Genomic DNA, 23,760 nt, shown 5'->3' with positions numbered 1-23,760 from the left:
ACAACATTTACTTTGTGGATTATGCGTTATGGGTGCGATGAGTTAAGTGAGTATCGCACAGACTCAAAACACAAATGATGAGAATCTTGATGCTCAAATTCAAAGCTTAGAAAATGAAAATAAAGCACTTAGAAAACAACAAAAAGAAAATGAAAAAATCATTAAATCTGGATTCTTAGGGTTTTGCAAAGGCAAATATCAGCTCACAGGGTGCTTTATCGGTGCGGAAGTGGGATTAGCATTTGTGGATAATAGTTTTTGGCTTGATTTTGGAAGTGGTGGTTATGGATCAAAATCAAGCATAGCCTTTCCTGTAAATCTTAACTTTGGGTGGCAAGTGGTATTTTCACGATTATCAAGGAAGTGTTCATAGTTTTTCAGGTTTGAGACTTAAAGCAAATATAGGCTATGCAAACTATAATACAAAGATTCCATTTATTGCGTATGGCAATGGTTCGGGAGATAGATTCAACAGTGCATGCTTTGTAATCATGGAGTTAATTTGAGCTATTTGCTTGATATAGTTCATGGAGGGAATCATACCTTTGGTGGTGATATTGGATTTGGAGTTGAATTGACAAGTATTTTTGGGGCAGATAATGTTAAAACTACGAATTCAAATAGCCCAAATCTAGATATGATTACATCAGGTTATACACAATTTGCGACAACTTATAGTGTTGGGTTACATTATTTTTATAAGATTCATCATCAATTCTTTTTGACTTATCAGTATAGATTTTATAGAAATAGTTCAACAATGGATATAAAAACAACAGATTTTAATGGTGGTTCTAATTTAATAAAATAGGCACACTTGCTGTAACTCCACACAATACAATTTTGCTTTCTTGTGCGTATAAATTCTAAAGCTTATTAATCACAATTTAAATCTTTTTCTCACCCCTTAGATTCTAGGGGGTTATTTATCATCTCCTCCAAAGCTTGTGTTAAATATTCATCAATGCAATTTTTATTATTTTTAATCTTGATTTAATTTTTATATAGCTTTAACAGTTAGTATGGGCTGAAAGTAAATGCAGTAGGGAGTCGCAGAGAATCTATGCTATAATTAATCACCCCCAATCAGAAAGATAGGGGGCAAATCCAGTAAAAAGGGGGCTATTATGCGAAGCCAAACGCATAAACGCCCAACGCTTAGATTATACCTAAAATTTTAGACTCTTTGGGTTTAAAATCAAAGTAAAATACAAGCGGTAAGCGTATAGGGGCTTTTTGCCCCTCCCTTTAAGCTGGCAAATCAAATTATGCGTAATTGCGTTTAAGCAATTCCTTCCTTGATATTTATAGAACCTAAATTTATTTATCTTGCAAATCGTCCATTAAGTTTGCAGCCTTCATAAGCTTACTTGTATCAAAATGCGTATAGATTCTACTTGTATTGAGATCGGCATGTCCTAATGCCTCTTGCACGAGCACCAAATCTTTGTGTTTTTGATAGAGTAGGGTGGCAAAAGAGTGTCGCAACATATGCGCGCCCATTTTTTCTTTTTTGATCCCAATACTTCGCAAAATATTTTTTACGATACCATAGATATAAGGCTGACTCAACGCTTTGCCATTTTTATTGCAAAACAAGAGATTATTTTGTATATGCAAAATTGTATTGCGGTGTGAGAGCCATTCATTAAGTAGATTTTGAATGTGAGATTTTTTTATCATCACGACTCGATATTTATCGCCTTTGCCTTGGATATTAAGCATAAAAACTTCGTTTTCTGGAATGATATTTGGATATGTGAGATTGATCGCCTCACTCACCCGCATACCCGTATAAACGATGAGTTTGACAATGAGCCTATCTCGCGCTTGATTCTGGTTTGACATCGGGGCTGTATCTATCGCCCCCAAAAACCGCTCAAGCTCGCTTTCTTTAAGGAAAGTTGGCAGTTTCACCCCGCTTTTGCCACGAGTGCCTGAAAGAAATTTAAGCTGGATATTAAAAATAAAAGATTCTCCATTTTCACTGCGATTGTTTTTGTCGATAAATCCAAAAAACCCGATAAGTGCGATACGATAATTGCGCTTAGAAGCATTTGAGAGATTAGCAGTGTGGATAGTGATAAATTCGCTCAAAAACTCCTCATCAATTTCTTTAAGGCTAATAAGTCGTGAAGTTTTGATATAGCCTCCAAGCTTTAAAAGCGGTGTAGCATAAGTATTAATCCCTATCATACCGACATTTCTTGCTTGCTTGAGCGCGGAATTTATATCCTCCATAGTGCGCGATTGTTTGATTTGGATTAGGCTTTGATTGAGTGATTCTGGGTTGTGGATATGGCGATTAGAGAGTGTAGTCATTTTGAATGCAAAAAATTTAATCAACCAAAAAAGATAATTTTTCTCGACATTATCGCGTGATTCTAGCGGAAAGGTCATTTTAAGATTGCTCCTAACTTTTTCTCATACACTTTATCGTGCATTATACACTATCATCTCTGACATCTCCAAAAAGTCATCAAAAATTATTCAACCATAATCAAGGGGTTTTATTCTATAATTACGCATTATTTTTATCACAAGGACAAAAATGGATTCTTATGAGTATGGAGAATTGCTTAAAAATCTCCAAAATAAATGCGAAAATATACAAAAAATCATTCAGCCTGAAAGCATACAACAGCAACTCAAAGAGATAGAAGCACTCGAGCAAGATCCGAGATTTTGGGAAGATACCAAGCAGGCTGGAGAGACTAGCAAAAAAAAGTCAATACTGCTAAAAATGCTTGAAGAATATCGAAAAATAGAGCAGAATCTAAAAGATTGTTCTGAACTTTTTGAAATAGCCCTTAGTCAAGAAGATAATGCGACTTTGGAGTTGCTATTTCAAGAATCTCATCAGCTCGAACATAGCGTAACGCAACTAGAGCTTATCGTAATGCTAAGTGGCGAGCATGATGGCGCAAATGCGATTATCACCATTCAGCCCGGCGCTGGCGGGACAGAATCGCAGGACTGGGCGAGTATGCTCTATCGTATGTATCTGCGCTGGAGCGAGCGGCGGGGATTCAAAGTCGAGCTGCTTGATTATCAAGATGGCGAGGAGGCGGGCATTAAGGGTGCTGCGTTTCTCATAAAGGGCGAGAATGCCTATGGCTACGCAAAGGTAGAAAATGGCGTGCATCGCTTGGTGAGAATCTCACCCTTTGATTCAAACGCTAAGCGCCACACAAGCTTTGCAAGCGTGCAGGTAAGCCCTGAGCTTGATGATGATATACAAGTAGAGATTGAGGATAAAGACATCCGCATAGATACCTATCGCGCCAGCGGTGCGGGCGGACAGCATGTCAATAAAACAGAATCTGCCATTAGAATCACGCATTTGCCAACCGGCATTGTCGTGCAGTGCCAAAATGACCGCTCTCAGCACAAAAACAAAGCCACTGCGCTAAAAATGCTCCAAAGCAAGCTCTATGAGCTAGAGCGGCTTAAACAGCAGGGCGAAGTGGATTCTAAAGATTTGAGCGAGATTGGCTGGGGGCATCAGATCCGCTCCTATGTGCTCGCACCCTATCAGCAGGTAAAGGATCTGCGCTCAAGCAAAGCATATAGCAATGTTGAGGCTATACTTGATGGCGATATAGACAATATCATCGAAGATGTGCTTGTCTATCAAAATACAATAAACTAAAAAACTTAAGCAAAAAAATGAAAAAAAATCGTTATAATTCACGCTTAGATTCAAGGAGATATACATTATGACGCAAGAAGAACTAGATGCGCTTATGAATGGTGTATCAGAACAATCCGATGCACATCAAGACAATGACGACAATAAAGATAACGGCAAAGATAATGTAGCCCAAAGTAAAGATGATAGCAATATTGAATTGCCCGCGGATTTTGATCCTCAAAATTTTCGCGTTGATGCCTCTAAGGATTGGCCGCCACCGCCACCAAACAAAGAACACAAGGTTGTGCATCAACTTGATGATGTAACAAGAGATACAGAAGTCAAAGCAGGGGAGGTGTTTGACCAGCTTGATATTGTGGATTCTCATTCGAATGACATAATTAAGCTTGCAAAAAACATAGAAAAATACCTCAAAGATCAAGAAAGTATGTTTCAGAAATTATGCGAAAGTTTTCCGCACATTCAGACCTTTCAAAAATCGCTTAGCTCCACCACTCAAGCAAAAGATTCTGTAACAAATATCATAAACAATGCCCAAGCTTGCCTAGATGCGACAATGCAAGCTATGGATATAATGCAGTTTCAAGATATTAACCGACAGAGAATTGAACGCGTAATCAATGTAATGCGCGCGCTCTCACAATATATGAACTCTCTTTTTGAAAGCAAAATCGATGACACGAAACGCGTGGCTTCAGCTGTATTTATCCCCGGCGACAAAAACGACAATATGGCAAATTCTGAAGAGATAGAAAATCTCATCGCTTCTTTTGGGCAAAAATGACAAAAAAAGTCCAACTCCTCTCTCCAGCAGGAAATCTACACAAACTCACCATAGCACTTACTTATGGCGCAGATGCTGTGTATGGAGGCGTGAGCCATTTTTCATTACGCAATCGTGCGGGCAAGGATTTTAGCTATGAGGACTTTGCAAAAGGTGTGGAATACACGCATTCTTTAGGTAAAAAAATTTATGTAACGATTAATGGCTTTCCTTTTAATAATCAACTCAAGCTTCTAGAATCCCACATCGCCAAAATGGCAGAGCTTAATCCTGATGCTTTTATCGTGGCAGCTCCGGGTGTCGTAAGGCTTGCCAAAAAAATCGCCCCGCACATTCCTATCCACCTCTCCACGCAAGCAAATGTGTTAAATATTCTTGATGCGGAAGTGTTTTATGAAATGGGCGTGAAGCGCATAGTCGCAGCGCGTGAGCTTAGCCTCAAAGACGCAGTAGAGATAAAAAAAGCTTTGCCAAATTTAGAGATTGAAATTTTTGTGCATGGAAGTATGTGTTTTGCGTTTTCTGGACGTTGCCTTATCTCAAGCCTCCAAAATGGGCGCGTGCCAAATCGCGGAAGCTGTGCGAATGACTGCCGATTTGATTATGAATATTATGTGAGAAATCCCGATAATGGCGTGATGTTGCGGCTTGAAGAAGAAGAGGGTGTAGGCACGCATATTTTTAATGCAAAAGATCTCAATCTCGCAAGCCATATCAAAGAGATTTTAGATTCTGGTGCAGTCGATGCGCTCAAGATAGAAGGGCGCACAAAGAGCGTGTATTATGCTGCGATCACTGCGCGCACTTACAGAAATGCACTTAATGACTACTACGCAGGCAAAGAATGCGATAGCGCACACTACCAAGCAGAGCTTCATACATTGAAAAATAGGGGCTTTACAGATGGCTATCTTGTGCGTCGTCCATTTGAGCGACTTGACACACAAAACCACAAAAGTGCTATCAGTGATGGCGATTATCAAGTGAGTGCTGAAGTTGATGAAAGCGGTGAGAGGGCATTATGCAGACATACCATACGCATAGGAGAATCTAAAGAGATTGTCGCACCATTAGATTCTGTCATTACTGAATGCAAGGGCAAAAATGGAGAAATCTATAAGCAAAATGATAAATATTTTATGCGATTTGACAAGATTTTGCTTAAAAATGGTAAAGAGGTAGAATCTATCCATAGTGGCAATACAAATTTTATTATGCTTCCATGCAAGCTTCCTCCTTATAGTTTTTTGCGAGAGAAGTTGCCGTATTTATCAGAATCTAAACTAGAATCTAAATCGTAAAATAGGAGATACCACAGATAAAAAGTTTGGATAAAAATTTGAAAATTATAGTTTTCATAAGTAAAAATAAAATCTAATCGGAGGAGTAAAATGTCTATTATTCAAAAAAGTTGGCGTGATTTTTTAAGTCCTGCCATGATTGCACTTAATGTTTTACCTGTTGTGTTTGGAATTGTGTTTTGGGCGGTGATATTGTTTTATTTTTCAGACAATCTTTTGGGCTTTATCAATCGGTTTTTTCCAATATCGTGGCAAAATCAGCTTCTTATTAGCGATTCGTTTTTAACAAACATTATGAAAGGCACTATTTATGTCATTTTGTATGCGTTTTTGGGGTTTTTTGTGGTGGTTTTTGCGTGCGTTGGCAATATGTTTGTCTCGCTATTTTATACGCCACTTGTTGTTCGGTATGTTTATTCTAAGCACTACCCTACTCTTCCCAAGCCCAAGGGCATCTCTTTGTTTGATTCTCTGAAGGCATTTTTCAAGATGTTTGTGCTATTTTGTGCGGGGCTTGTGGTTTGTATCCCTTTTTTGTTTATGCCATTTGTCGGGGCAATCGTGATGTTAATACCACATTTTATATTTTTTTATAAGGCGACTTTGTTTGATGTAGGCACAGAGATTTTAGGCAAGCAAAATTACGAACATTTTATGCAAGAAAAAAACAATAAACTTCAAATTGCCTTTGCCGCTTATGCTTTGGGATTTATTCCTGTGTTTAATTTTTTTGCACCATTGCTTCAGATTCTCATTTTTACACATTTTTGTTTTGCAAACCAAGCATTGCTTGAATCAAGCGAGCCTGATAGCAAAAGTTAAGATTCTACTAGAATCTAGATTCTAGAAGCCATCTCAAGAATCTCTTCCTTACTTAGCCATAGCGTATTTTTATCGCTTGAGTATTCAAATTCATCTTTGAGTTTTACCCCTTTTTGTCCATTTGCAGTGATTCCATAATTTATAGGGGTTTGAAACAAAATGCTTGGCTCCAAGAGATAAAAATCATCAAACTCATAGCAATGTCTAGAATCATCATTTGGAATCATCACTTCATGAAGCTTTTCTCCGGGACGAATACCTATGATTTTTATCGGTAGATTTGGGGCGAGAGCTAGGGCTAAATCGACCATTTTCATACTCGGAATCTTAGGCACAAAAATCTCTCCTCCATGCATTCTCTGAAGGTTTTTAATCACAAAATCAACACCCTGCTCAAGCGTGATAAAAAACCTTGTCATTCGCTCATCAGTGATTGGAATCTCTTTTGCGCCATTTTGGATAAGATTCTTAAAAAACGGAATAACACTTCCTCTGCTTCCTACGACATTTCCATATCGCACAACGCTAAATTTAGATTTTTTTGCGCCTTTGATGTTGTTTGCACTTACAAAAAGCTTATCGCTACAAAGCTTTGTCGCTCCATAGAGATTGATAGGATTAGCAGCTTTGTCTGTGGATAGGGCGATGATGTGTGAGACGCTGTGATTAAGGCATGCGGCGATGACATTACTTGCGCCATCAATATTGGTTTTGATACATTCTGTGGGGTTGTATTCAGCGATGGGGACATGCTTGAGCGCGGCAGCATGGATACAAATATCCACGCCACTCATAGCGAGATTTAATCTCTCCAAATCTCTAACATCTCCTATAAAATATCGCATTCTTTTATCGTTAAATACGGCACTCATTTCATATTGCTTCAGCTCATCTCTGCTATATACGATAACTTTTGCTGGGTTATAGTTTTTGAGAACCATTTGGACAAATTTTTTACCAAAACTTCCTGTTCCTCCGGTAATGAGGATATTTTTACCATTAAGCATATTTTCTCCATACAGATTAAAACTTCAAATAAAAAGCATTCTTTATTCCATAATGATGTAATTTTGTGTAATGATTTGCATTTAGTCTAAAAATTAAGAAAAAAATCTTATAATCTCTAAAAAATTATGCAAAATTGGTAGATAGAATATGCTCAAACAAACCAAAAATCACAGCAATACATTGCCAAACATTCATACTTTACCAACGACACTTGTTTTGATGGCAGCAGGGGATTCTCTTCGCTTTAGGCAAGACATCAAAACCAAGCAGCACAAAATCAAAAAACAATGGTTGCGTCTTAAAGAAAATAAACCATTGTGGCTTTTTGTAGCTGATAAACTCGCGCGATTGTATCCATTTGAGCATATCATCATCACCGCTTCAGAATCTGATTATCGCTATATGTGTAAAATGTGCGATTACCAGATAATCAAAGGCGGAATCACGCGTCAAGAATCCTTACGCAACGCCTTAGAACAGGTGCAAACAGAACATGTGCTGGTTAGTGATGTGGCGCGTTTTAATGTCTCACAAGAAATCATTGACGCCCTATTCTCTCTTATGATACAAGAGCAATATGACTGCATAGCACCAACCATAGGCATTGCAGATACGATCTATTATGATACAGAATACATCAATCGAGACAAACTCCTAAGAATCCAAACCCCCCAACTCTCCAAAACACAAATCCTTAAACTTGCCATAAATACATATCAAAGCACTGATGAGAGTTCGATTATCGCAAAAATAGGCGGAAAAGTAGGCTACATACAAGGCAATGAAAAATTAGCCAAACTCACATTTAAGCAAGATTTACAAGCATTAGAATCTTTTATTGATAATGACTCTTTTGTATATGTGGGTAATGGTATTGATATACATGGCTTTGAAAAAGGCAAAAAAATGATGCTTGGTGGCGTGGAGATCCAAAGTGATGTCGGATTCAAGGCTCATAGTGATGGTGATGTTTTGCTCCATAGTATCGCGGATTCTATCCTTGGGGCTATGGGAGCTGGTGATATTGGCGAGTGGTTTCCTGATACAGATGAGACATTCAAAAATGCAGATTCTGCAATACTTTTAAGGCAAATTTATGATTTTGCCAAAAGTGTCGGGTTTAAAATCCTCAATCTTGATGTAACGATCCTCGCGCAAACCCCAAAGATTTCACCTTACAAAAAAGCTATCCAATCTCGCTTGAGTGAGATTTTGGAGATTCCTCTTTTTGCTCTAAATATCAAAGCCACAACAGCTGAAAAACTTGGCTTTATAGGGCGAGAAGAAGGGGTATGTGTCCTAAGTAGCGTAAGTCTAAAAACTATCAATCTAAAGGAGATTATAAATGAAACTTTTAATTCTAGAGAATGAAACATATCTCGCACAAAGTATCGCAGGAAAATTAAGTGATGTAGGATATGAATGCACAATTAGTCAAACTATCCCAAATAAGCAAGTGGATTATGAGACTATTTTAATTTCATCAAATATATATGATGCATATTGCGAGCAGTTTATCAAAAACCATTCAGATTCTATTATCATTATGATGATTTCTTACATTAGCGATGATACGGTGAGTAAGCCTATTTTGGCTGGGGCAAAGGATTATGTGCTAAAGCCTTTTATGATTGATGAGCTAGTGAGAAAAATAACGCATTATCATAATTACCACCTCACCAAAAAAACGCTTGATTTTTTTAATTCGTATTTTGACTTTGTCCAAAACGCGCTCAATATTCCAGCTCCCCTACCCTACAATCCGCCATTTATCATTCAAAGCACATCTCAACGAAGCGCAGATATTTATGCTATGAAATACGCCAAAGAAAAAAACATCTTGCTTGATTTTGTAACGCTTAAATCCATAAATTACAAAAATATATTTAAAAATCCGCCACCAAAAAATAAAATTTACTACATCACCAATCTTGAAGATCTCAAAAAACAAGACAAAAAAGAATTCTTAGAATTAGCCAGCAAATATCCGCTCATCATCTCGTTTATCTCCACTGACAAAATCTCTTTTCCTCAAGTTATAGATATTTCTGATATTCCTAATACTCAAGAGTTAGGCGGAGAAATTATGTCTGTGAAAGATTATGTCAAAACCATTATCACGAAGTTTGAAAATCGCTATCCTGATATTGAATTAGCGCGAAAATTAGGAATGAGTAGAAAAAGCTTATGGGAAAAAAGAAAAAAATATGGAATCTTACGCAAAAAATAAACAACTTCATATCGACAAAGAAGCCCTGTATTCGCTTGCATTAGTCCAAGAGGGGCTTTTATACCCCACAAAGGGGCTTGCAAATAAACAGATTTTTCAGACAATGAAAGATTCTGATACTTACTTCTCAAGTCCTTTTGTCCTAAACCCCTCCGGAAAAAGAAACCAAGAAGTGATCCAATCAGCCCAAACCAACCAAATACTTGATATTGTCGTAGAAAATCATATTGTCGGATATATTCAGGTTGAAGAAGTATTTACGATCAATAAACAAGACAGAATCAAACAACTCGGCGGAGGCACCACACAAACTCAAGCCATACAAAAAATCCAGAATCGACTCGGTGAATACGCTATCTATGGTCAATACAAAGTCAAATGCGATGATGTCAAAAAGCCCAAACAAAATCTCCAAGATAAAATCAAGCAGTATCAAGCCAAAAAAATTACAGCAATCATTCTTGATGGATCGGTTTTTCATAGAGCATACGAAAAGCTGATACGAGATGAGCTTGAATCCTCTGATTTGGTGGTGATTTTTTTACTCAAACCATACACTGATACGATTATTGATTATGAATTGCGAAGAAAATGCCTCGATTTTGCTTTGGAGCATTTTCTTATCAATGAGAGAGTGTGTATTATTCCGCTTGATGATACATATTTGTTTATGAGCCAAAACAAAATCCTCCTTCATGCAATCATCGCCAAAAATTATGGCTGCACGCATTTCGTCGCCAATGAGGCACAGCCTAATTTATCAATGTTTTATCACAAAAACATACCGCATTCTATTTTAGATGAAATCAAAGGAATCCAAACCAAAATCAAGCCAAATTATGCGTATTGCAATGTCTGCAAAATGCTTATCAACAATATCACCTGTTCGCATGGGCATCATCATCAAATCAATTACAACACAGAATCTATTTTGGAATTTTATCAATTAGGGCTTTTGCCACCGGCTATTTTAGTGCGACCAGAGATTTCAGCGATAATCCTCTCTTCTTTATACCCCAATCGCTTCAGCAATCTCCAAAAGCTCTATTATGATCTCGTGCCTTTAAATGACGGAATCCTCACGCAAAAAAACGAGCAAGATTTTTATATAGAGCTTATGCGCTTATATCAAACTTCTGCGCTGACTTGATTAGCCAACTTTAAGCACGCTTATATCACTCAAAAATACTTTAAAAATACTTCAAAAATTGCCAATAAGATTCTAGCTTTGTCGCCATGTCTTAGGAGTGCGTATGCACGACCGAAGAATCCAGAAAAAAATCTAATACAGAATCTAAAATAGATTTTAGTTTGGATTCTGGATTCTTTAGTAAACCTAAAACATAACGAAAGTGGCAAAGTATTTTGTCCTAGAATCTAGAATCTAAAAGTGGATTCTATGGATTGCCACGCAAAATTTGAAAATTTTGCTCGCAATGACAACAAAAATGATAGATTCTAGTAGAATCTATGCAAACACAAAGAGGTGTAAAGAAATCCTCTATTTTTAGGCAGATTTTGGAGTTGTGTAGAAATTTTAGACAAGCAAAAACACAAAAAAGTGTAATATTGAAGTTCATCGCAGGCTAAAAATTTCAAACTCCCTGAAATATACAAAAAAGAGAGGACTTAGATTCTATGTAATTTAGATTCTAGAATCTACTTTAAGGATTTTAAGCTTTTTTAAGTTTTACTTAAAGCTTTGCACCAAAGAGCCGATGAGTAAATTAAACCCATCGACAAGCACAAAAATCAGAATCTTAAATGGCAAAGAAATCATAACCGGTGGCACCATCATCATACCCATTGCCATCAAAATCGAGCTTACCACCATATCAATCACCAAAAATGGCAGATACAATAAAAACCCTATCATAAATGCCGTCTTAAGCTCACTCACCATAAATGCAGGAATTGCGATAGTTAGCGGGACATCATTTTGGGTTTGTGGGTTTGGCAGATCGCGGATTCTATAAAACAAAGCCAAATCTTTTTGGCGTGTGTTTTTGAGCATAAATTTTTTGAATGGCTCGCTTGATTTTTCAAAAGCTTCCTCATATCCGATTTGCTCATTGATATATGGCTTTATGCCCGCATTATACGCTTCTTTGCCGATTGGCTCCATAATGAAAAAAGTCAGCACCAAAGCCAAAGATACCAGAATCTGTGTCGGCGGGGATTGCTGTGTGCCTAACGCTGTGCGCAAAAACGAAAAAACAATAATAAGCCTCATAAAGCTTGTCATCACAAGCACAAGAGATGGCGCGAGAATCAAAAGCGTCAAAACAACAACAACATTGAGCGATGTTACAAGCTGTTTTGGAGTATCAGGCGCGCTTAAAGAGAGATTGACACTAGGGATTGTCGGAGCGGCATTAAGGCTACTTAGCATACCAAATGCAAAGATTAATATCGCGCTATACGCCAAATATTTGCAGAATCTAGCCATATACACTCGCATATTTTGCATTTGCACCTTTTGCGCCTACTCACTTATGATTTTCATTTGATTATTTTCATAAGAAATATAGAGAATCTTATAATTATTTGAAGAGTATGTATTTTTGCCATTTTTATAGGCTTTGTAATCTTGATTAAAGCTCACCCGAAACATAATCCGCCCCTCTTCATTTGGATACGGAACAACGCTTATATCACTAAAAATAATGCTTTTTTCCTCGCGTTTGGCAAAGACTTGTTTTTTGTATTCAGAAAAGGCATTAAACTTCATACCATCTGGGCGGATAAAATCTTTGGAGTAGAATCCAAGATAAGATTCTAGATCATTATTAATCCAAGCCATTCTCCACGCATAAAGCGTAGCTAATATATCAGCTATCTCCTCTTTTTTGGGCACTCTAAAGTCTTTTTCATAAATGATAATCAACGCTTGTTTATAATCAACAATCCTACCAAACTCTGCCAAAACATCATTTTTAATCGCAATACAACCTTTTGTATTGAGCTCTTCTCGATTACCATCAAGTGGTAATCCATGAATCCAGATTCCAGAGCCTGTTCGTTTTTGCGATTTGTCATAATTATTTGGATAATCCGTAGCAAACGCCAAAGGTCCATAATATGGAGGCAAACCACTTAACTTCTTTGTGAAGTCATACACGCCAATGGGCGTTGTTTTATCGCCTTCAAGTCGTTTATTGCCCTTCCCTGCTGCGACAAGTGCCGGAATCTCACGGATAAGGCGAAACTTTCCATTAGGATTAATCTCATAAAGACTTAAATTTGGAATCTGCTTGTTTGATATAAATAAAAAATTATACCCCTCAAAATAGCCATAATTTGTATCATAATCACCCAAAACCCCCAGCCAAAAATCCCGTTTCTGAAGGTAGGACTCAAGCAATTCTTTTGTTTGCTCTATATTTGCCATTCGATATGTTTGAATAATTTTTATCGTGTCTTTGTCGATTGCTAATGCAGTTACACAAAGCAATACTAAGCCATATATAATTTTCATTATGCCCTCTAAAGCTTAAATAAACTAAAATCTTGATTATATCTAAAAATAATCATTCTATATGCTAAATTCTTTGCAACGCGCAATTTTTTTGGCTTTTTTGAAAATGTGATAAGAGGCTAAAACACAGAATCTAAACAATAAATAAAGCACATTGCACTTTGTTTATGTTTTGTTTATGTTTGAAACATTCTTTTAGCCAAAACGCCCTATTCTTTTAATTTTTATTGAAATCGTTTTTTTGTATTGTAAGGATTTATAATAATCAGGAAAAAGCATGCAGCAGAAAAAATCAAATCCAGATAAACACCATAAATATTCCAAAACTACAAAACATAACCACACAAAAGAAAACCAAAGATTCTATCCGCACGCGTAGCGCGCTTGATTCGCTCTATCCAAAGCTAAGCGATGAATTTATCGTAGATACCCTAAACCCAAAAGTCGCACAAAAATCCCTCCTTGTGCAAAAGCCCGCGCGTGCCACGCCATTTGTCGGGCGTGGAGTATGGAGAGATACGCAAAGTAATGAGAGCACAGAATCTAAGCCCACAGAGCCAATGAAGAATCCTTTTGATACCACCGCACAAAACACTTCTTTAGAATCTGCCCTCGCGCATTTTGAGCACCACAAGGTAGCGGGCAATGTTTTTGAGGCTTTTACAATCGATTTGCAACACTTTGAGGGCGCATTAGAGGCACTTATAGCGCGCAATCTAAGCGAGCAATCTAACACAAAGGAGTAACAATGCAAGACACAGAAAAAAGAGAATTTGCTTGGGGTGAAGGCGAGCGCGTGGAATCAAGCCACGAGAGTAACAAAAGCCACGAGAGTAACAAAAGTAATGAGGGCGCAGAATCTAGCCCTAGTCAAAGCCGCGAGCGCGCAGAATCTGCACCTAATTCGATAATAAGCTTTTTTAGTGCTTCTTATCGCAAGCAGCTAGAGAGCCAAAGCACACAAAAAGGCATAGACAACCTAAGCGAGGAGGATTTAATGCAGCTTATTACCGCGATTTTTAGTCTAGCAAAAAGCTTTAAGTTTTGGGAGGTAGGCAAGATGTGTCGCCTTGTCTCTTTAGGGCTAAAGCTAAAAAAGAAACTAAGCGGGCTAAATTCTCTAAGCAATGATGGCAAGTTAGAGCGCGCGCTTGATTGTATAGAGATAGTGGGCGCGTATCGGGCAAAAAATAAAGATAAGTTTGATGGGCTGCTAGATTCACTTTATGAAGTGGCAAGTAGCAAAAAGGCAGGGGCACTAAAGATTGCAAAGAAGTTTTTAGACTGATTTAGGATTAAGGAGGCACAATGCAGTTTTTGCTTTTATTTATCCCCATTATTGGGGCGATTGTCGGCACGCTTGGAATCTTGAAGTTATTGAAATTCCGCTCACTTTATAGCCTTTATAAAGACAAGCTTCAATCCCCCATAAACACGCTTAATTCAAGCTTTTCTAGCGATTATGAAAAAGCCAAAAGTGCGCTCAAAATACTCGAAGAAATCGGCGCATATAGGAATGAAGATAGAGCGCGCTTTGATGAATTGCTAGATTCTATTATCGACATCGCTAAGAATCGCGAATCTTCACTAATGCTAAAAATCGCCAAAAAGTTTTTATAGAAGTTTTTATAAGGAGGCAATATGCTTATTCTAGCTTGCGGGGTTATCGCTGCGGTAATGCTTTATTATCTTTTCTTTTCAGGCTTGCCAAATGCAAAGATTCTCTTTTGTGTGCTAGTTGGCATTATCTGCCTAGCTATCCCGCGACTTGGGGCTATGCTTGTAGCCATTGGCTTAATCTTTGGCTTTGTATGGTTGCTTATAAAAGCCCTTAAAGAGAGTAAGCAAGAAGATGACTAAAGCGCAATAAAAAGCTTGATATTGCCACTTTAGCAATGCGCCCAAAACACAACGCAAGGTGGTAATACAAAACTTTTTAAGGAGCGCGTATGCTAGCGACACAGAAGTCCTATCTCAAGTATTTAGGCAAATTGGATTCTCTTATTTCAGGTGCTAAAGATCTTTCTTTAGTTGATTCTGCGGGTATTACAAAGCAGATAGCAGCCCAAGAGCTTTTGGTGCCAGTGGTTGGAGGCTTTAGTGCGAGTAAAAGCTCGCTTTTAAATGATTTCTTAGGTGATGATGCCCTTTTTTACAACTCGTGGTGCAGAAAAAATAAAATTTCTCTCCCCAAAAATATCATCAAAAAGGCATTTCACATACGCTTGATTTCTATCATCTATACTGCAAAAGAGGACGCCATCATCTTTTAAAAGCATTTTAGCGATTTCTAGGCGTGGCTTTAACATAGAAAGCAAATTATCGCGCGTAATGGCGTTTTCGTAGTTGGTTTTGGCAAACTCACCTAAATCGTCCTTACCATAAGGCGGGTCGATATAAATCATTTTGATTTTTTCGCGGTAAGTGATAAGCAAATTCAAAAGTGCGGGGTAATTGTCGCCTATGATGAGCTTGTGCGTAATGGCATTTTTGTCATTTTCAAAGCTCAAAGCTTTATCTTTGGCTAAAAAATGTATGTCGTTGCTTAAATTTTCTAAACGCGTATCAAAATGAAAACCTGTTCAAAATGAAAACCTGTTTTTTTTGTAAGTCGTGCCTAGTGCGGCGATAGCTTGTGCCTCGCTTATGCTGTCTGCCTTGTTGATGAGTTTGCAAAGCACTTCGTAGTTGTTTGGCTCTAAAATTCTGTCCTCTACACGCATTTTAAGCTCATCTAAAATGTCGCTTTTTACTTGTGCTAGATTGCCTTGCATTGTTTTTGCCTTTTAAGTTTAAGATTCAAAACCGCAATTCTAACAAAATTTATGTAAATCTAAATTTTATAAGCAGACTTAATAAAAATTTATATAAAAACTTGTTAGAATCTGCGGATTTAAAATAAGGAGCGACAAATGAAAGGTGCAGTATTTTTAAAAATAGCATTGCTTGTAAATGCGTTATTACTAACTGCTTATGAGATAAACAAAGACGACCAAAATCCACAAACAACACAAACAAAATCACTTCAACTAGGCTCTGCCCCTTTAAATGCACTAAATACGCAAATCCCGCAAAAACTTGCCGATAAGCCAAAAGATAAACCCATCTCTGTATTGTTAAAAAATGGCGTAATCGCTTGTTACGCGCCTACTTTTAGAAACGGAGAGGGCTATATTTCTTTGCAAAACTGCTCCAAATCTCCACCCGCTAGATATGATGTATTTGGTAGAATCGCGTGGATTGTGGGGAGAGATTGGGTTTGTGCTACTGCACCACAAAATCTAGGCGCATCCACAAAGAATCTCATCTTGCGCCCTTGCGTGATAAATGACAAATCGCAAGTCTTTACCACACAAAACAATGCTTTTATTTCGCATTCTATGGGTTTGCAAGTGCAGGATTCAAATGGCTTTCTTGTCCTATCTGCCGATAAAAAAGCAAATAATCACGCCCTAAGCGGTATGAATGAATGGCTAAATACCATAGCAACGCCTGTGAATCTATCTATTAGCACCTTTATCGCGTGGGATTTTGCTACGGGACGCGGGACATTTGATAGCTACTATCTACACAATAACGAATCTGTTAAAAACGACCCTATTTATCTCACTTACAATCCGCTAAATGGGCAAATATCACAATATGACAAGGGCAATGGAAATACTATCTGCCTTACTTCAAATCAAGCGCGGGGACAGGATTGGAATTGGACATTTTTTACAAAATGCGATGTGATAGAATCTAGGAAAATCATATCCACGCAATCGTGGAATTTAGAATTTTTTGGAAGCAATAATATTAGCCTTTTAAGCGATTATGCGGGGAATATTTTGCGCGTCCCGCAATATGGGATTCACTATGGAGTGCCTTACACTGCTACGAAAAAATATGCTGCCACAGATAGGACAAACGCCCCCACTTCGTTTTTTAGATTCTCAAATGATGTGCAAAATTTTGTGCGCTTTTATAATGCAAATTTGGGCGATTCTTTGCCGCAATGCCCAGCAAGTGGCAATCAAACACTGCTTCAAACCACGCCAACGCTCCAAAGTCCGCCATTGCTTAAAGCCCCTCCATTGCCACCTACTTTTACGCTCAACGATGAATGGAGGCGCAGATTGTGGCAAATCGCAACTACAACCGATGGACAAGCCGTAAGGATAGGCGATTGTGGCGTATGTATGCTACATAGCTATCAAATCATAGCCGAGCTAAATGAGCACCCTAACACGCCTTTAACGCAAGGTGGATATTTCTTTAATACACAAGTAGGGCAAAATCCTTTTGTTTCTTTTCGTTCGCGCTATCCGCTTTTAGCTAACCAGCTTGAAAATTACTCTACTTTGAATCTCCCGCAGGGATTAACGCAACAAGAAGCTTTTGCCCAAAGTGAGCAAATCTATCGCTCAATCGCACTTACTATGTATCCTTCTCGCGCATATCGCAACGAGAGATTTGCCTCTGAACTTTCTCAAGTGCGTGAGATGATAAATGGATTTTTTAGCGCACCTGTTGGCTCTATGTGGATTGTAAATATTTATCGCACTGATAGAAGTGGCAGACAAAACGGACACGCGATGCCTGTGATTCGTTTGCAAGAGGGCGTGGCATTTTTACCAACTAATGTCGCAGGAAGCCCAAGCTATGAGCGATTTGCAAACTATTTGCAAAGCTCTATCGCACACAATGCAAATGAAGCATATTCTATCATTAGCTCACGATATACGCAAAATGTGTATTTGCTTTTTAGTATGCAAATTGAAGAAACTTATCAAAATCCGCTAAATAGCACACTATCTAGCAATAACTGCACGGGCGAGGGCGATGATAGGCACGGCACAAGAAGTCCGCTTCAATTAGAATTTGTCAATCAATGCACAGGCGGACGGTGCTTAATACAATAATTGCGCATATAGAGCGTATTTGCGGATTTTATGCGATATTGTAAGATATTACAAAAGAGCAGATTCGCACTTGTAGCGCAGGGATTTTTACTAGCATTTCCAACTTAAGCGCGGGGCTATGAATCGCGCAAAAATATAGCTTTGCCCTGCGTATCAATATGCCTTTTTAGCGCGTCATTTGCGTCATTATAGCTTATCAAATCCACAAAATACGCCAAATCGCTCTCATCAAATTCTGCCTTTAGATTCGCAATCTCTGCAAGGCTAAAATCGCCATTTTTAGCCACCAAAGCAATATCTATATCCGAAGCGATTTTATAAGTACCCATAGCGCGTGAGCCAAAAATTAGTGCATTTTTAACATTGCCTTGATTGGCTAAAATCTTTGTGATAATCCTCAAATCCCGCTCATTTAGCCCATATCGCATAGTTTGCCTTTTAATATTTGTTGCAGATTTTTCACAAGTGGCAAAAATTCATCTAAAATAAATCGCACATTTTTATCTAGCGCATCTTGCGTGTATGTATGGCTTGTAAGGTTGCGAATATTTAGCGATTCTAGCCATTTATCCGCTATATCAACGCCAAAAAGTTTGCTACTAAATGCCTGACGAATAGCGTCCTTTGGGCTTGCTATGAGAAATCCCTCGTTCTCCAAAAAATCTTTTAGCACTTTCCACGAAAGCTCGACTAAAATCTCAAATCGCTGGATAATTCCCTCTTTTTCAAGTGTCGAAAAAGAGCTAAAATCACGCGCCTTTAACTCATCTAAATTTAAAAATGCCTTGTCAAACACCTCAAATCGCTGGATAAATCTGCCACTTATCTACTCCATAAAATCACATCTTTTATATTTTTGTAATTATATCCAAAGATTTTGCAAACATCGACATTAAGATATTTTCTGCTACAACCCCACTGCACTCTCTCAAAGTCTCATCGCTCAATATTTCTTGCAAACTCACATAAGCTTTGCGCCCTAAAATTTCGCCATTTGCGCCTTTAAGTCGCTCATAAAGGGCGTTTAGGCGAGTTTGTTTTGGAGAAAGTCATAAGCTGTCTTTTAAAATCTTACTGCAAAAATTTTGCCAAATTATTATAAATTTCCCCACTTCTTTCATCTATATCATCTTTATCCCAAATGTTTTTAGCCCTACAACCTAAATCATACACTTCTTTTAAATTCGCTTTATCATAAATATTTTTGTATTCTTTTTGTTGTTTTTGTGCAAAAAAGTTCTCAGCGCATTTGATATTACTTTGCTCATCAAGTAAAATCTTATTGCCTATTTTTTCTAAATACTCTTTATGACTTTGTTCATCCCAGCCGTTAAAATTTGCATTTTGCCATTTTTTAGGCAAAATATGCTCCACTTCTAACTTTTTGTTTTTAGGGTTAATATCCTCACTAAAATCACTATAAATACAAGCATATAAAAACAAAAGATACTTTGCTTTTCTTGAATCAAACTTAAAAGTGTTTTCAAAGAAAACTTCTTTTGAGGGCAAAGTATTTTTAGTTGAAAATTCTTGCCCCTTGAAAAGTTCAACATTCATTTTAAAAACTATCTCCCTAATCACATTTGTAGTGGCATTGTTATTTAAAAATGCGAGTGTGCAAAATTTGATAAGTTTTCGCAAATGTTTATCAAACTCTACGCTAAATTTATCTTTGTCAAACTGCTCATTAGCAAAATAATCCTTATTTCGCCACACCAAATAACTTACAAAAATTTTCCAAGTATCATTTTGAAACAAATTTAAAACGCTAATGTATCGACTAGAAGTATCGTTTAGGTAGTTTTCAGGTTTTATCCAAAAATCAGCTAAATTTGAAATAAAAGGTATCGTTTCTTCTTTATAAAGCCAATCTTGCAAAGCCCCAAAACATTTTTTCTTTTTGTCTTTTTTGGTAAAGAAATTAAGCATACTTTGAGTTGTTGTGTCAATATCCTCATTTTCAGCACGAATAATGTACATATATTGTATAAATAGAAAATCTAAATCTTTGATATTATCGCTATCCTCCACTTTGGACTCAATATCTTTCCAAGCATTTGCAAATTCTGTTTTTGCACTCACTTTTTTATAAATATATCCCTTTAAAATATCAGCATTTGATAAAGGTAAGCCACGAGAATTTAAAGCGTTAAAAATAGTCATTGCTGATTCTTGACTATCACAAACAACGAGCAAAACAAAAAGTTTTCTGCCTAAAAACATCTCACAAAAACCTTTCCAAACCAAACTTTTTTCTTGTTTAAAATTTAACAATTTGCCATAAAAATAATCATAGTTTTTAGCATAGTTTGAATGTTTGTTTTCAACTTCACAATTTTCACTTAAAAGTTGCTTTAAAATCTTTTCATCGGCATCTGTTATAACTTGACTGCTTAAATGGCAATTCTCAAAAAGCAAGCCTTTATCTCTTTCATAATCCCAAACACATTTGCCAAAATCTCTTGGATAATCCCCTTTGGCTTTTTCTTCCTCAGTTTTGAATGTTTCATAAAAAGCTCTATAAAGTAGTGTAAGTGTAGTGATTCTTTGTTGCCCATCGATAATTTCAAGTTCGCCATTATCGTTTTTATAGGTAACGATAGAACCTAAAAAATACTCTTCAATATCGCTACCATCACCAAAAACACTTATAATATCATTCCAAAGCGTTTCGCACTCATCTTCGCCCCAACGATAAGGGCGTTGATATTCGGGGATTACAAATTTTTGTCCATCTTCGCTAAGCAACTTAGCTATGCAAATTTTCTCTGGCTTAAATTCCATTTTTAATCCTTTTAAAGTTTTATATCTCATTTTACTTAAATTTGCCTTACAATTCGCAACTAATCAATCTATATTAAGTTAATTTAGTAAAAAACTAGAGGGTTTTATGGGAGCAAGGCAGACAATACAAATCAACATTGAGCGTTTGCAATATCTTTTAGATTTGTTTAAAATGGACGAATTGCGCCTAAAATCTATCATAGAGCCAAAGCTAAAAAAATCCATTGATTTTACACAACCTATCAATATAGGAACATTAGTTGAAATAGATAAGATTTTTAATCGTGGATTAGATTTTTATACAAACCCAAATCCTATAAATAAGGCAAATTCAAGCCTTCTTTTTGGACTTTATTAGCTGGTATCATAGCTAGTAGATAAGCTTTCATTATATAAGCCTAAGGCTTATAAATTATCCATAAAGGAGCAGTTATGAAAAAGCTTTGGCGCGGGTGCGCTTGGGACAGACATTAATGCGCTTATAGATACGCTTTAATACGCAAACAACACAACTACAAAGGAGAAAAAATGATACAGCCAAGAGCCTACAAAGCCGTCTGTAAGACCTGCGGGAAAAGCAAGATAGTAGCCCCAAAGAGCGATGCGCTAGGAGCGGATAGCTTTGCTATCTGCCCAAAGTGCAAAACGCTAATGGAGGGCAGAGAGGAGTTAAACGTGCTAGATTCAGTGCTAGATACTGCGCTTAACACACTCAAAGGCGCATTTTCAGGCAAGCCAAAAATGCCAAAGATATAGAATCTGTGTCGTTGCGAGGTTTCCCTGCGTCATTGCGAGCCTTTAGGCAAAGAATCTAGTATGTGTCATTACGAGGAAGCAAAGCGACCGAAGCAATCCAGAATCTAAAAATTGCCTCATAGATAAATTGCCACGTCTCACTTTGTGAGGCTCGCAATGACAATGTGGATTCTATAAATTGCCACGACTTCTTTCGAAGTCTTGCAATGACACTTAGATTCTAAAAGCTTTAAACAAAACTCAAGCCACTCAATCGTATGATACACACAAAACAAGTAATCATATTTGCAAAATACTTTAAAGGAGTGCATGAATGCAAAATTATCTTATCCTTTATAATCCCTACTACGACCAAAGCGTGATACAAAAGCATCTTGAGATTCTAAAGTCTGAAGGCAAAGTAGCCTTTGGCAAGGTGTGCTCAAAGCTACGTCTTACACAAAGCGAAGTGATTGTAGATTTTGCACCCTCTGTCATTGCGAGCAAGCAGAGCGACCAAAGCAATCCAGCAGTAAAAATAGATTGCCATGCTAACACTCGTAATGACATCCCGCCTTTTGACGCCCTATCTTTTGACTTTGCGCGCTTTGTTTGCCCATTCCAGCTTTTCCTCACAAATTATGAGAATCTCTTTGTAGCAAAGGTTGAAAAAGTTTGCACGGATTTATCAAAATTACAAGATTCAAATATCGCGCCTAAATATTATGCAGAAAAGAATCTTGATATTGAAACGTGGTTTATCATCGAGGATTTGCGCGAGCTTGTGCAGGGCGACTTTGTCAAGGTGCGTGATGTGTATCTTGCCAACTTCACTACGCCAGACTTTGGCAATCACACCTTTAGCATATATGGCAATCCCTACACTTACCCGCTAGAGATACACCAAAACAAGCCAGAATTTTATTTTTCGCAAGGCACAAAGCACTATATCGATGCCTTGCAAAGTGAGGAGTTTATCACCACAAAGCAGAGGCTTATTGATGTGTGCTTAGGGGCGGACTTTGAGAGGGCAGCACTTACAAGCACACTAGAGAAGCTTACAAAGGCTGAAATGATTTTTGAGAAGCACAGAGCATTGAAGGTAGATATAAATGACCTCTCAAATGCGATGACTGACTATGCTTCGGCTTTTGAGTGGGAGGCTTGGGAGCTTTGCAAGACTCTTGTGCGAGATTTAAGCAAGCAAGATAAGGAGATTATAAATATTGCCTATGATACGCGTGGGCAGGCGCTTTTTGTAAAGGACTTGCTAGGAGTCAAACCGCATAATCTTGGCAATTTTGTCAGTCTATTACGTAATGAAAGGATAAAAGAGCTTATAAAATCGCGCTATAACGCGCCACTTCGATTCTATCTACACACAATGTTGCCAAAGCACATTGGGATTTTGCAGCAGGAGCGCAACCCAAGCGCGCATAATAAGCAAGCCTTTATCCAAGAAGCATTAGAGGTGCGTGCACTTATGCTAGGAATCGGGCTTAGGCTTGGTGAAAGCGGCGCATTTAGCTCGCTACTAGAGGCAAAAAATATGCTAAAAAATACAATCAAAACGAGAATCTAAGGCTAAAAAGCGCGATTTAGATTCTAGAGTAATGCAAATCTAAAGCATACAAAGCAAAATTTAAGGAGACAAAATGGCAACGCAAGTTACAAATGAAAAAGAGCTTACAGAGGCTCTTAGAAACGAAAGTAGCGAAATAGAAATCGAGGGTGATTTGGCAAATAAAGTCATAAGGATAAAAGCAAGGGGCAAAGTGGCATGGGCTGTCGCTATTGGTGCTATTGGTATCATTGCGGGAATCATAATACTCAAAATCCCCACAGGTGGAACTCATACGCTCATCTCTGCATTTGTAACATCTACGCCCACTGATGCGGAAGCCTTCAGCACAAATGCGACCATCAGCCTAATAATTATCGCGATAATTGCAGGAAGCATATCTGTGGGTGTAGCGTTGCTAAATAAACTTAGAGCCTATAAGCTAGAAAAAACCTCTTCTACACGCATTAGGCTTATTAGGAAGTAATTTCTACAAAA

At 37.7% G+C, this 23,760-nt stretch carries 28 protein-coding genes; 18 read left to right on the top strand and 10 right to left on the bottom strand.

Annotation, left to right across the window (positions count from 1 at the left end; all coding sequences use genetic code 11):
* Positions 1–46: 46 nt before the first annotated feature.
* Positions 47–373 carry a hypothetical protein gene (locus DY109_RS07075; protein ID WP_112058615.1) on the top strand — a complete coding sequence of 109 codons (327 nt, stop codon included), beginning with the start codon at positions 47–49 and terminating at the stop codon, positions 371–373.
* A gap of 129 nt (positions 374–502) precedes the next feature.
* Positions 503–811 (top strand): hypothetical protein, encoded by a 309-nt coding sequence (locus DY109_RS07070; protein WP_023947366.1) that lies wholly within the window; start codon positions 503–505, stop codon positions 809–811.
* A 509-nt stretch (positions 812–1,320) separates the two neighbouring features.
* Here the strand turns inward: DY109_RS07070 and DY109_RS07065 are convergent.
* Positions 1,321–2,400: a tyrosine-type recombinase/integrase gene (locus DY109_RS07065; RefSeq protein ID WP_023949158.1), complete on the bottom strand. Its 1,080-nt coding sequence runs from the start codon at positions 2,398–2,400 to the stop codon at positions 1,321–1,323.
* Between the two features lie 151 nt (positions 2,401–2,551).
* Between DY109_RS07065 and prfB the strand changes: the two genes are divergently transcribed.
* The 4 genes from prfB to DY109_RS07045 all read left to right on the top strand — a co-directional run bounded on the left by prfB (position 2,552) and on the right by DY109_RS07045 (position 6,562).
* Positions 2,552–3,652, top strand: coding sequence for a peptide chain release factor 2 (prfB, locus tag DY109_RS07060; protein WP_023949156.1), 1,101 nt, complete (start codon positions 2,552–2,554; stop codon positions 3,650–3,652).
* Positions 3,653–3,719: 67 nt separating this feature from the next.
* Positions 3,720–4,439, top strand: coding sequence for a hypothetical protein (locus DY109_RS07055; protein WP_023949154.1), 720 nt, complete (start codon positions 3,720–3,722; stop codon positions 4,437–4,439).
* Positions 4,436–5,740, top strand: coding sequence for a peptidase U32 family protein (locus DY109_RS07050; protein WP_023949152.1), 1,305 nt, complete (start codon positions 4,436–4,438; stop codon positions 5,738–5,740). The genes DY109_RS07055 and DY109_RS07050 overlap by 4 nt, the downstream gene beginning before the upstream one ends.
* Positions 5,741–5,830: 90 nt before the next feature.
* Positions 5,831–6,562, top strand: a complete 732-nt coding sequence (locus DY109_RS07045) for an EI24 domain-containing protein (RefSeq protein ID WP_023949150.1) — start codon at positions 5,831–5,833, stop codon at positions 6,560–6,562.
* Between the two features lie 14 nt (positions 6,563–6,576).
* Here DY109_RS07045 and pseB read toward each other — a convergent pair whose 3' ends face one another.
* On the bottom strand, positions 6,577–7,569 hold the full coding sequence (gene pseB, locus DY109_RS07040; RefSeq protein WP_023949148.1) for a UDP-N-acetylglucosamine 4,6-dehydratase (inverting): 993 nt from the start codon (positions 7,567–7,569) through the stop codon (positions 6,577–6,579).
* A 148-nt stretch (positions 7,570–7,717) separates the two neighbouring features.
* On the opposite strand from pseB, the gene DY109_RS07035 reads away from it, so the two are divergent.
* Genes DY109_RS07035 through DY109_RS07025 form a run of 3 tightly spaced genes read left to right on the top strand, consistent with a single transcriptional unit; the run spans position 7,718 to position 10,950 of the window.
* Positions 7,718–8,941: a bifunctional 2-C-methyl-D-erythritol 4-phosphate cytidylyltransferase/2-C-methyl-D-erythritol 2,4-cyclodiphosphate synthase gene (locus DY109_RS07035; protein ID WP_023949146.1), complete on the top strand. Its 1,224-nt coding sequence runs from the start codon at positions 7,718–7,720 to the stop codon at positions 8,939–8,941.
* Entirely contained in the window at positions 8,916–9,800 is an 885-nt protein-coding gene (locus DY109_RS07030) for a response regulator (RefSeq protein WP_023949144.1), read from the top strand. The genes DY109_RS07035 and DY109_RS07030 overlap by 26 nt, the downstream gene beginning before the upstream one ends.
* Positions 9,778–10,950: a sulfate adenylyltransferase dissimilatory-type gene (locus tag DY109_RS07025; RefSeq protein ID WP_023949142.1), complete on the top strand. Its 1,173-nt coding sequence runs from the start codon at positions 9,778–9,780 to the stop codon at positions 10,948–10,950. Before DY109_RS07030 ends, DY109_RS07025 begins: the two co-directional genes overlap by 23 nt.
* A gap of 540 nt (positions 10,951–11,490) precedes the next feature.
* On the opposite strand, the gene fliP is transcribed toward DY109_RS07025, so the two are convergent.
* Positions 11,491–12,192 carry a flagellar type III secretion system pore protein FliP gene (fliP, locus tag DY109_RS07020; RefSeq protein ID WP_181461867.1) on the bottom strand — a complete coding sequence of 234 codons (702 nt, stop codon included), beginning with the start codon at positions 12,190–12,192 and terminating at the stop codon, positions 11,491–11,493.
* Between the two features lie 93 nt (positions 12,193–12,285).
* Positions 12,286–13,278: a L,D-transpeptidase family protein gene (locus DY109_RS07015; RefSeq protein ID WP_023949136.1), complete on the bottom strand. Its 993-nt coding sequence runs from the start codon at positions 13,276–13,278 to the stop codon at positions 12,286–12,288.
* A 227-nt stretch (positions 13,279–13,505) separates the two neighbouring features.
* Here DY109_RS07015 and DY109_RS07010 point away from each other — a divergent pair, with 227 nt between their 5' ends.
* The 4 genes from DY109_RS07010 to DY109_RS06995 are packed head-to-tail and all read left to right on the top strand — an operon-like array spanning position 13,506 to position 15,138.
* On the top strand, positions 13,506–14,024 hold the full coding sequence (locus tag DY109_RS07010) for a hypothetical protein (RefSeq protein WP_023949134.1): 519 nt from the start codon (positions 13,506–13,508) through the stop codon (positions 14,022–14,024).
* 2 nt (positions 14,025–14,026) lie between these two features.
* On the top strand, positions 14,027–14,566 hold the full coding sequence (locus DY109_RS07005; RefSeq protein ID WP_023949132.1) for a hypothetical protein: 540 nt from the start codon (positions 14,027–14,029) through the stop codon (positions 14,564–14,566).
* A 20-nt stretch (positions 14,567–14,586) separates the two neighbouring features.
* Positions 14,587–14,898: a hypothetical protein gene (locus DY109_RS07000; RefSeq protein WP_023949130.1), complete on the top strand. Its 312-nt coding sequence runs from the start codon at positions 14,587–14,589 to the stop codon at positions 14,896–14,898.
* A 21-nt stretch (positions 14,899–14,919) separates the two neighbouring features.
* The gene (locus tag DY109_RS06995; RefSeq protein WP_023949128.1) at positions 14,920–15,138 is read left to right on the top strand and encodes a hypothetical protein; all 219 of its coding nucleotides are present in this window, start codon (positions 14,920–14,922) and stop codon (positions 15,136–15,138) included.
* A 272-nt stretch (positions 15,139–15,410) separates the two neighbouring features.
* Here the strand turns inward: DY109_RS06995 and DY109_RS06990 are convergent, their stop codons facing one another.
* Entirely contained in the window at positions 15,411–15,788 is a 378-nt protein-coding gene (locus tag DY109_RS06990) for a DNA methyltransferase (protein WP_023949126.1), read from the bottom strand.
* A gap of 72 nt (positions 15,789–15,860) precedes the next feature.
* Positions 15,861–16,052: a hypothetical protein gene (locus tag DY109_RS06985; RefSeq protein ID WP_023949124.1), complete on the bottom strand. Its 192-nt coding sequence runs from the start codon at positions 16,050–16,052 to the stop codon at positions 15,861–15,863.
* Positions 16,053–16,190: 138 nt separating this feature from the next.
* On the opposite strand from DY109_RS06985, the gene DY109_RS06980 reads away from it, so the two are divergent.
* The gene (locus DY109_RS06980) at positions 16,191–18,182 is read left to right on the top strand and encodes a DUF1561 family protein (RefSeq protein WP_023949120.1); all 1,992 of its coding nucleotides are present in this window, start codon (positions 16,191–16,193) and stop codon (positions 18,180–18,182) included.
* Positions 18,183–18,298: 116 nt separating this feature from the next.
* On the opposite strand, the gene DY109_RS06975 is transcribed toward DY109_RS06980, so the two are convergent.
* The 3 genes from DY109_RS06975 to DY109_RS06965 form a co-directional block, all read right to left on the bottom strand.
* A complete protein-coding gene (locus DY109_RS06975; protein ID WP_023949118.1) occupies positions 18,299–18,610 on the bottom strand; it encodes a nucleotidyltransferase domain-containing protein in 312 nt (103 codons plus the stop codon).
* On the bottom strand, positions 18,595–18,978 hold the full coding sequence (locus DY109_RS06970) for an HI0074 family nucleotidyltransferase substrate-binding subunit (RefSeq protein WP_023949116.1): 384 nt from the start codon (positions 18,976–18,978) through the stop codon (positions 18,595–18,597). Before DY109_RS06970 ends, DY109_RS06975 begins: the two co-directional genes overlap by 16 nt.
* Positions 18,979–19,253: 275 nt before the next feature.
* Positions 19,254–20,966, bottom strand: a complete 1,713-nt coding sequence (locus DY109_RS06965) for a DUF262 domain-containing protein (protein WP_023949112.1) — start codon at positions 20,964–20,966, stop codon at positions 19,254–19,256.
* A 106-nt stretch (positions 20,967–21,072) separates the two neighbouring features.
* Between DY109_RS06965 and DY109_RS06960 the strand changes: the two genes are divergently transcribed.
* Positions 21,073–21,324, top strand: a complete 252-nt coding sequence (locus DY109_RS06960; RefSeq protein ID WP_023949111.1) for a hypothetical protein — start codon at positions 21,073–21,075, stop codon at positions 21,322–21,324.
* 170 nt (positions 21,325–21,494) lie between these two features.
* Positions 21,495–21,722: a hypothetical protein gene (locus DY109_RS06955; RefSeq protein WP_023949110.1), complete on the top strand. Its 228-nt coding sequence runs from the start codon at positions 21,495–21,497 to the stop codon at positions 21,720–21,722.
* A gap of 137 nt (positions 21,723–21,859) precedes the next feature.
* On the opposite strand, the gene DY109_RS11510 is transcribed toward DY109_RS06955, so the two are convergent.
* The gene (locus DY109_RS11510) at positions 21,860–22,033 is read right to left on the bottom strand and encodes a hypothetical protein (protein WP_158413028.1); all 174 of its coding nucleotides are present in this window, start codon (positions 22,031–22,033) and stop codon (positions 21,860–21,862) included.
* A gap of 2 nt (positions 22,034–22,035) precedes the next feature.
* Here DY109_RS11510 and DY109_RS06950 point away from each other — a divergent pair, with 2 nt between their 5' ends.
* Together DY109_RS06950 and DY109_RS06945 are read left to right on the top strand one after the other, a co-directional pair.
* A complete protein-coding gene (locus DY109_RS06950; protein ID WP_023949108.1) occupies positions 22,036–23,283 on the top strand; it encodes an HP0729 family protein in 1,248 nt (415 codons plus the stop codon).
* Positions 23,284–23,356: 73 nt separating this feature from the next.
* Positions 23,357–23,749: a hypothetical protein gene (locus tag DY109_RS06945; protein WP_023949107.1), complete on the top strand. Its 393-nt coding sequence runs from the start codon at positions 23,357–23,359 to the stop codon at positions 23,747–23,749.
* Positions 23,750–23,760: the final 11 nt, after the last annotated feature.

Origin of the sequence: Helicobacter fennelliae, from assembly GCF_900451005.1 — a bacterium.
GTDB lineage: Bacteria > Campylobacterota > Campylobacteria > Campylobacterales > Helicobacteraceae > Helicobacter_B > Helicobacter_B fennelliae.
The sequence above is the reverse complement of the archived record's forward strand: the minus strand, read 5'-3'. Positions and strand labels throughout refer to the sequence as shown.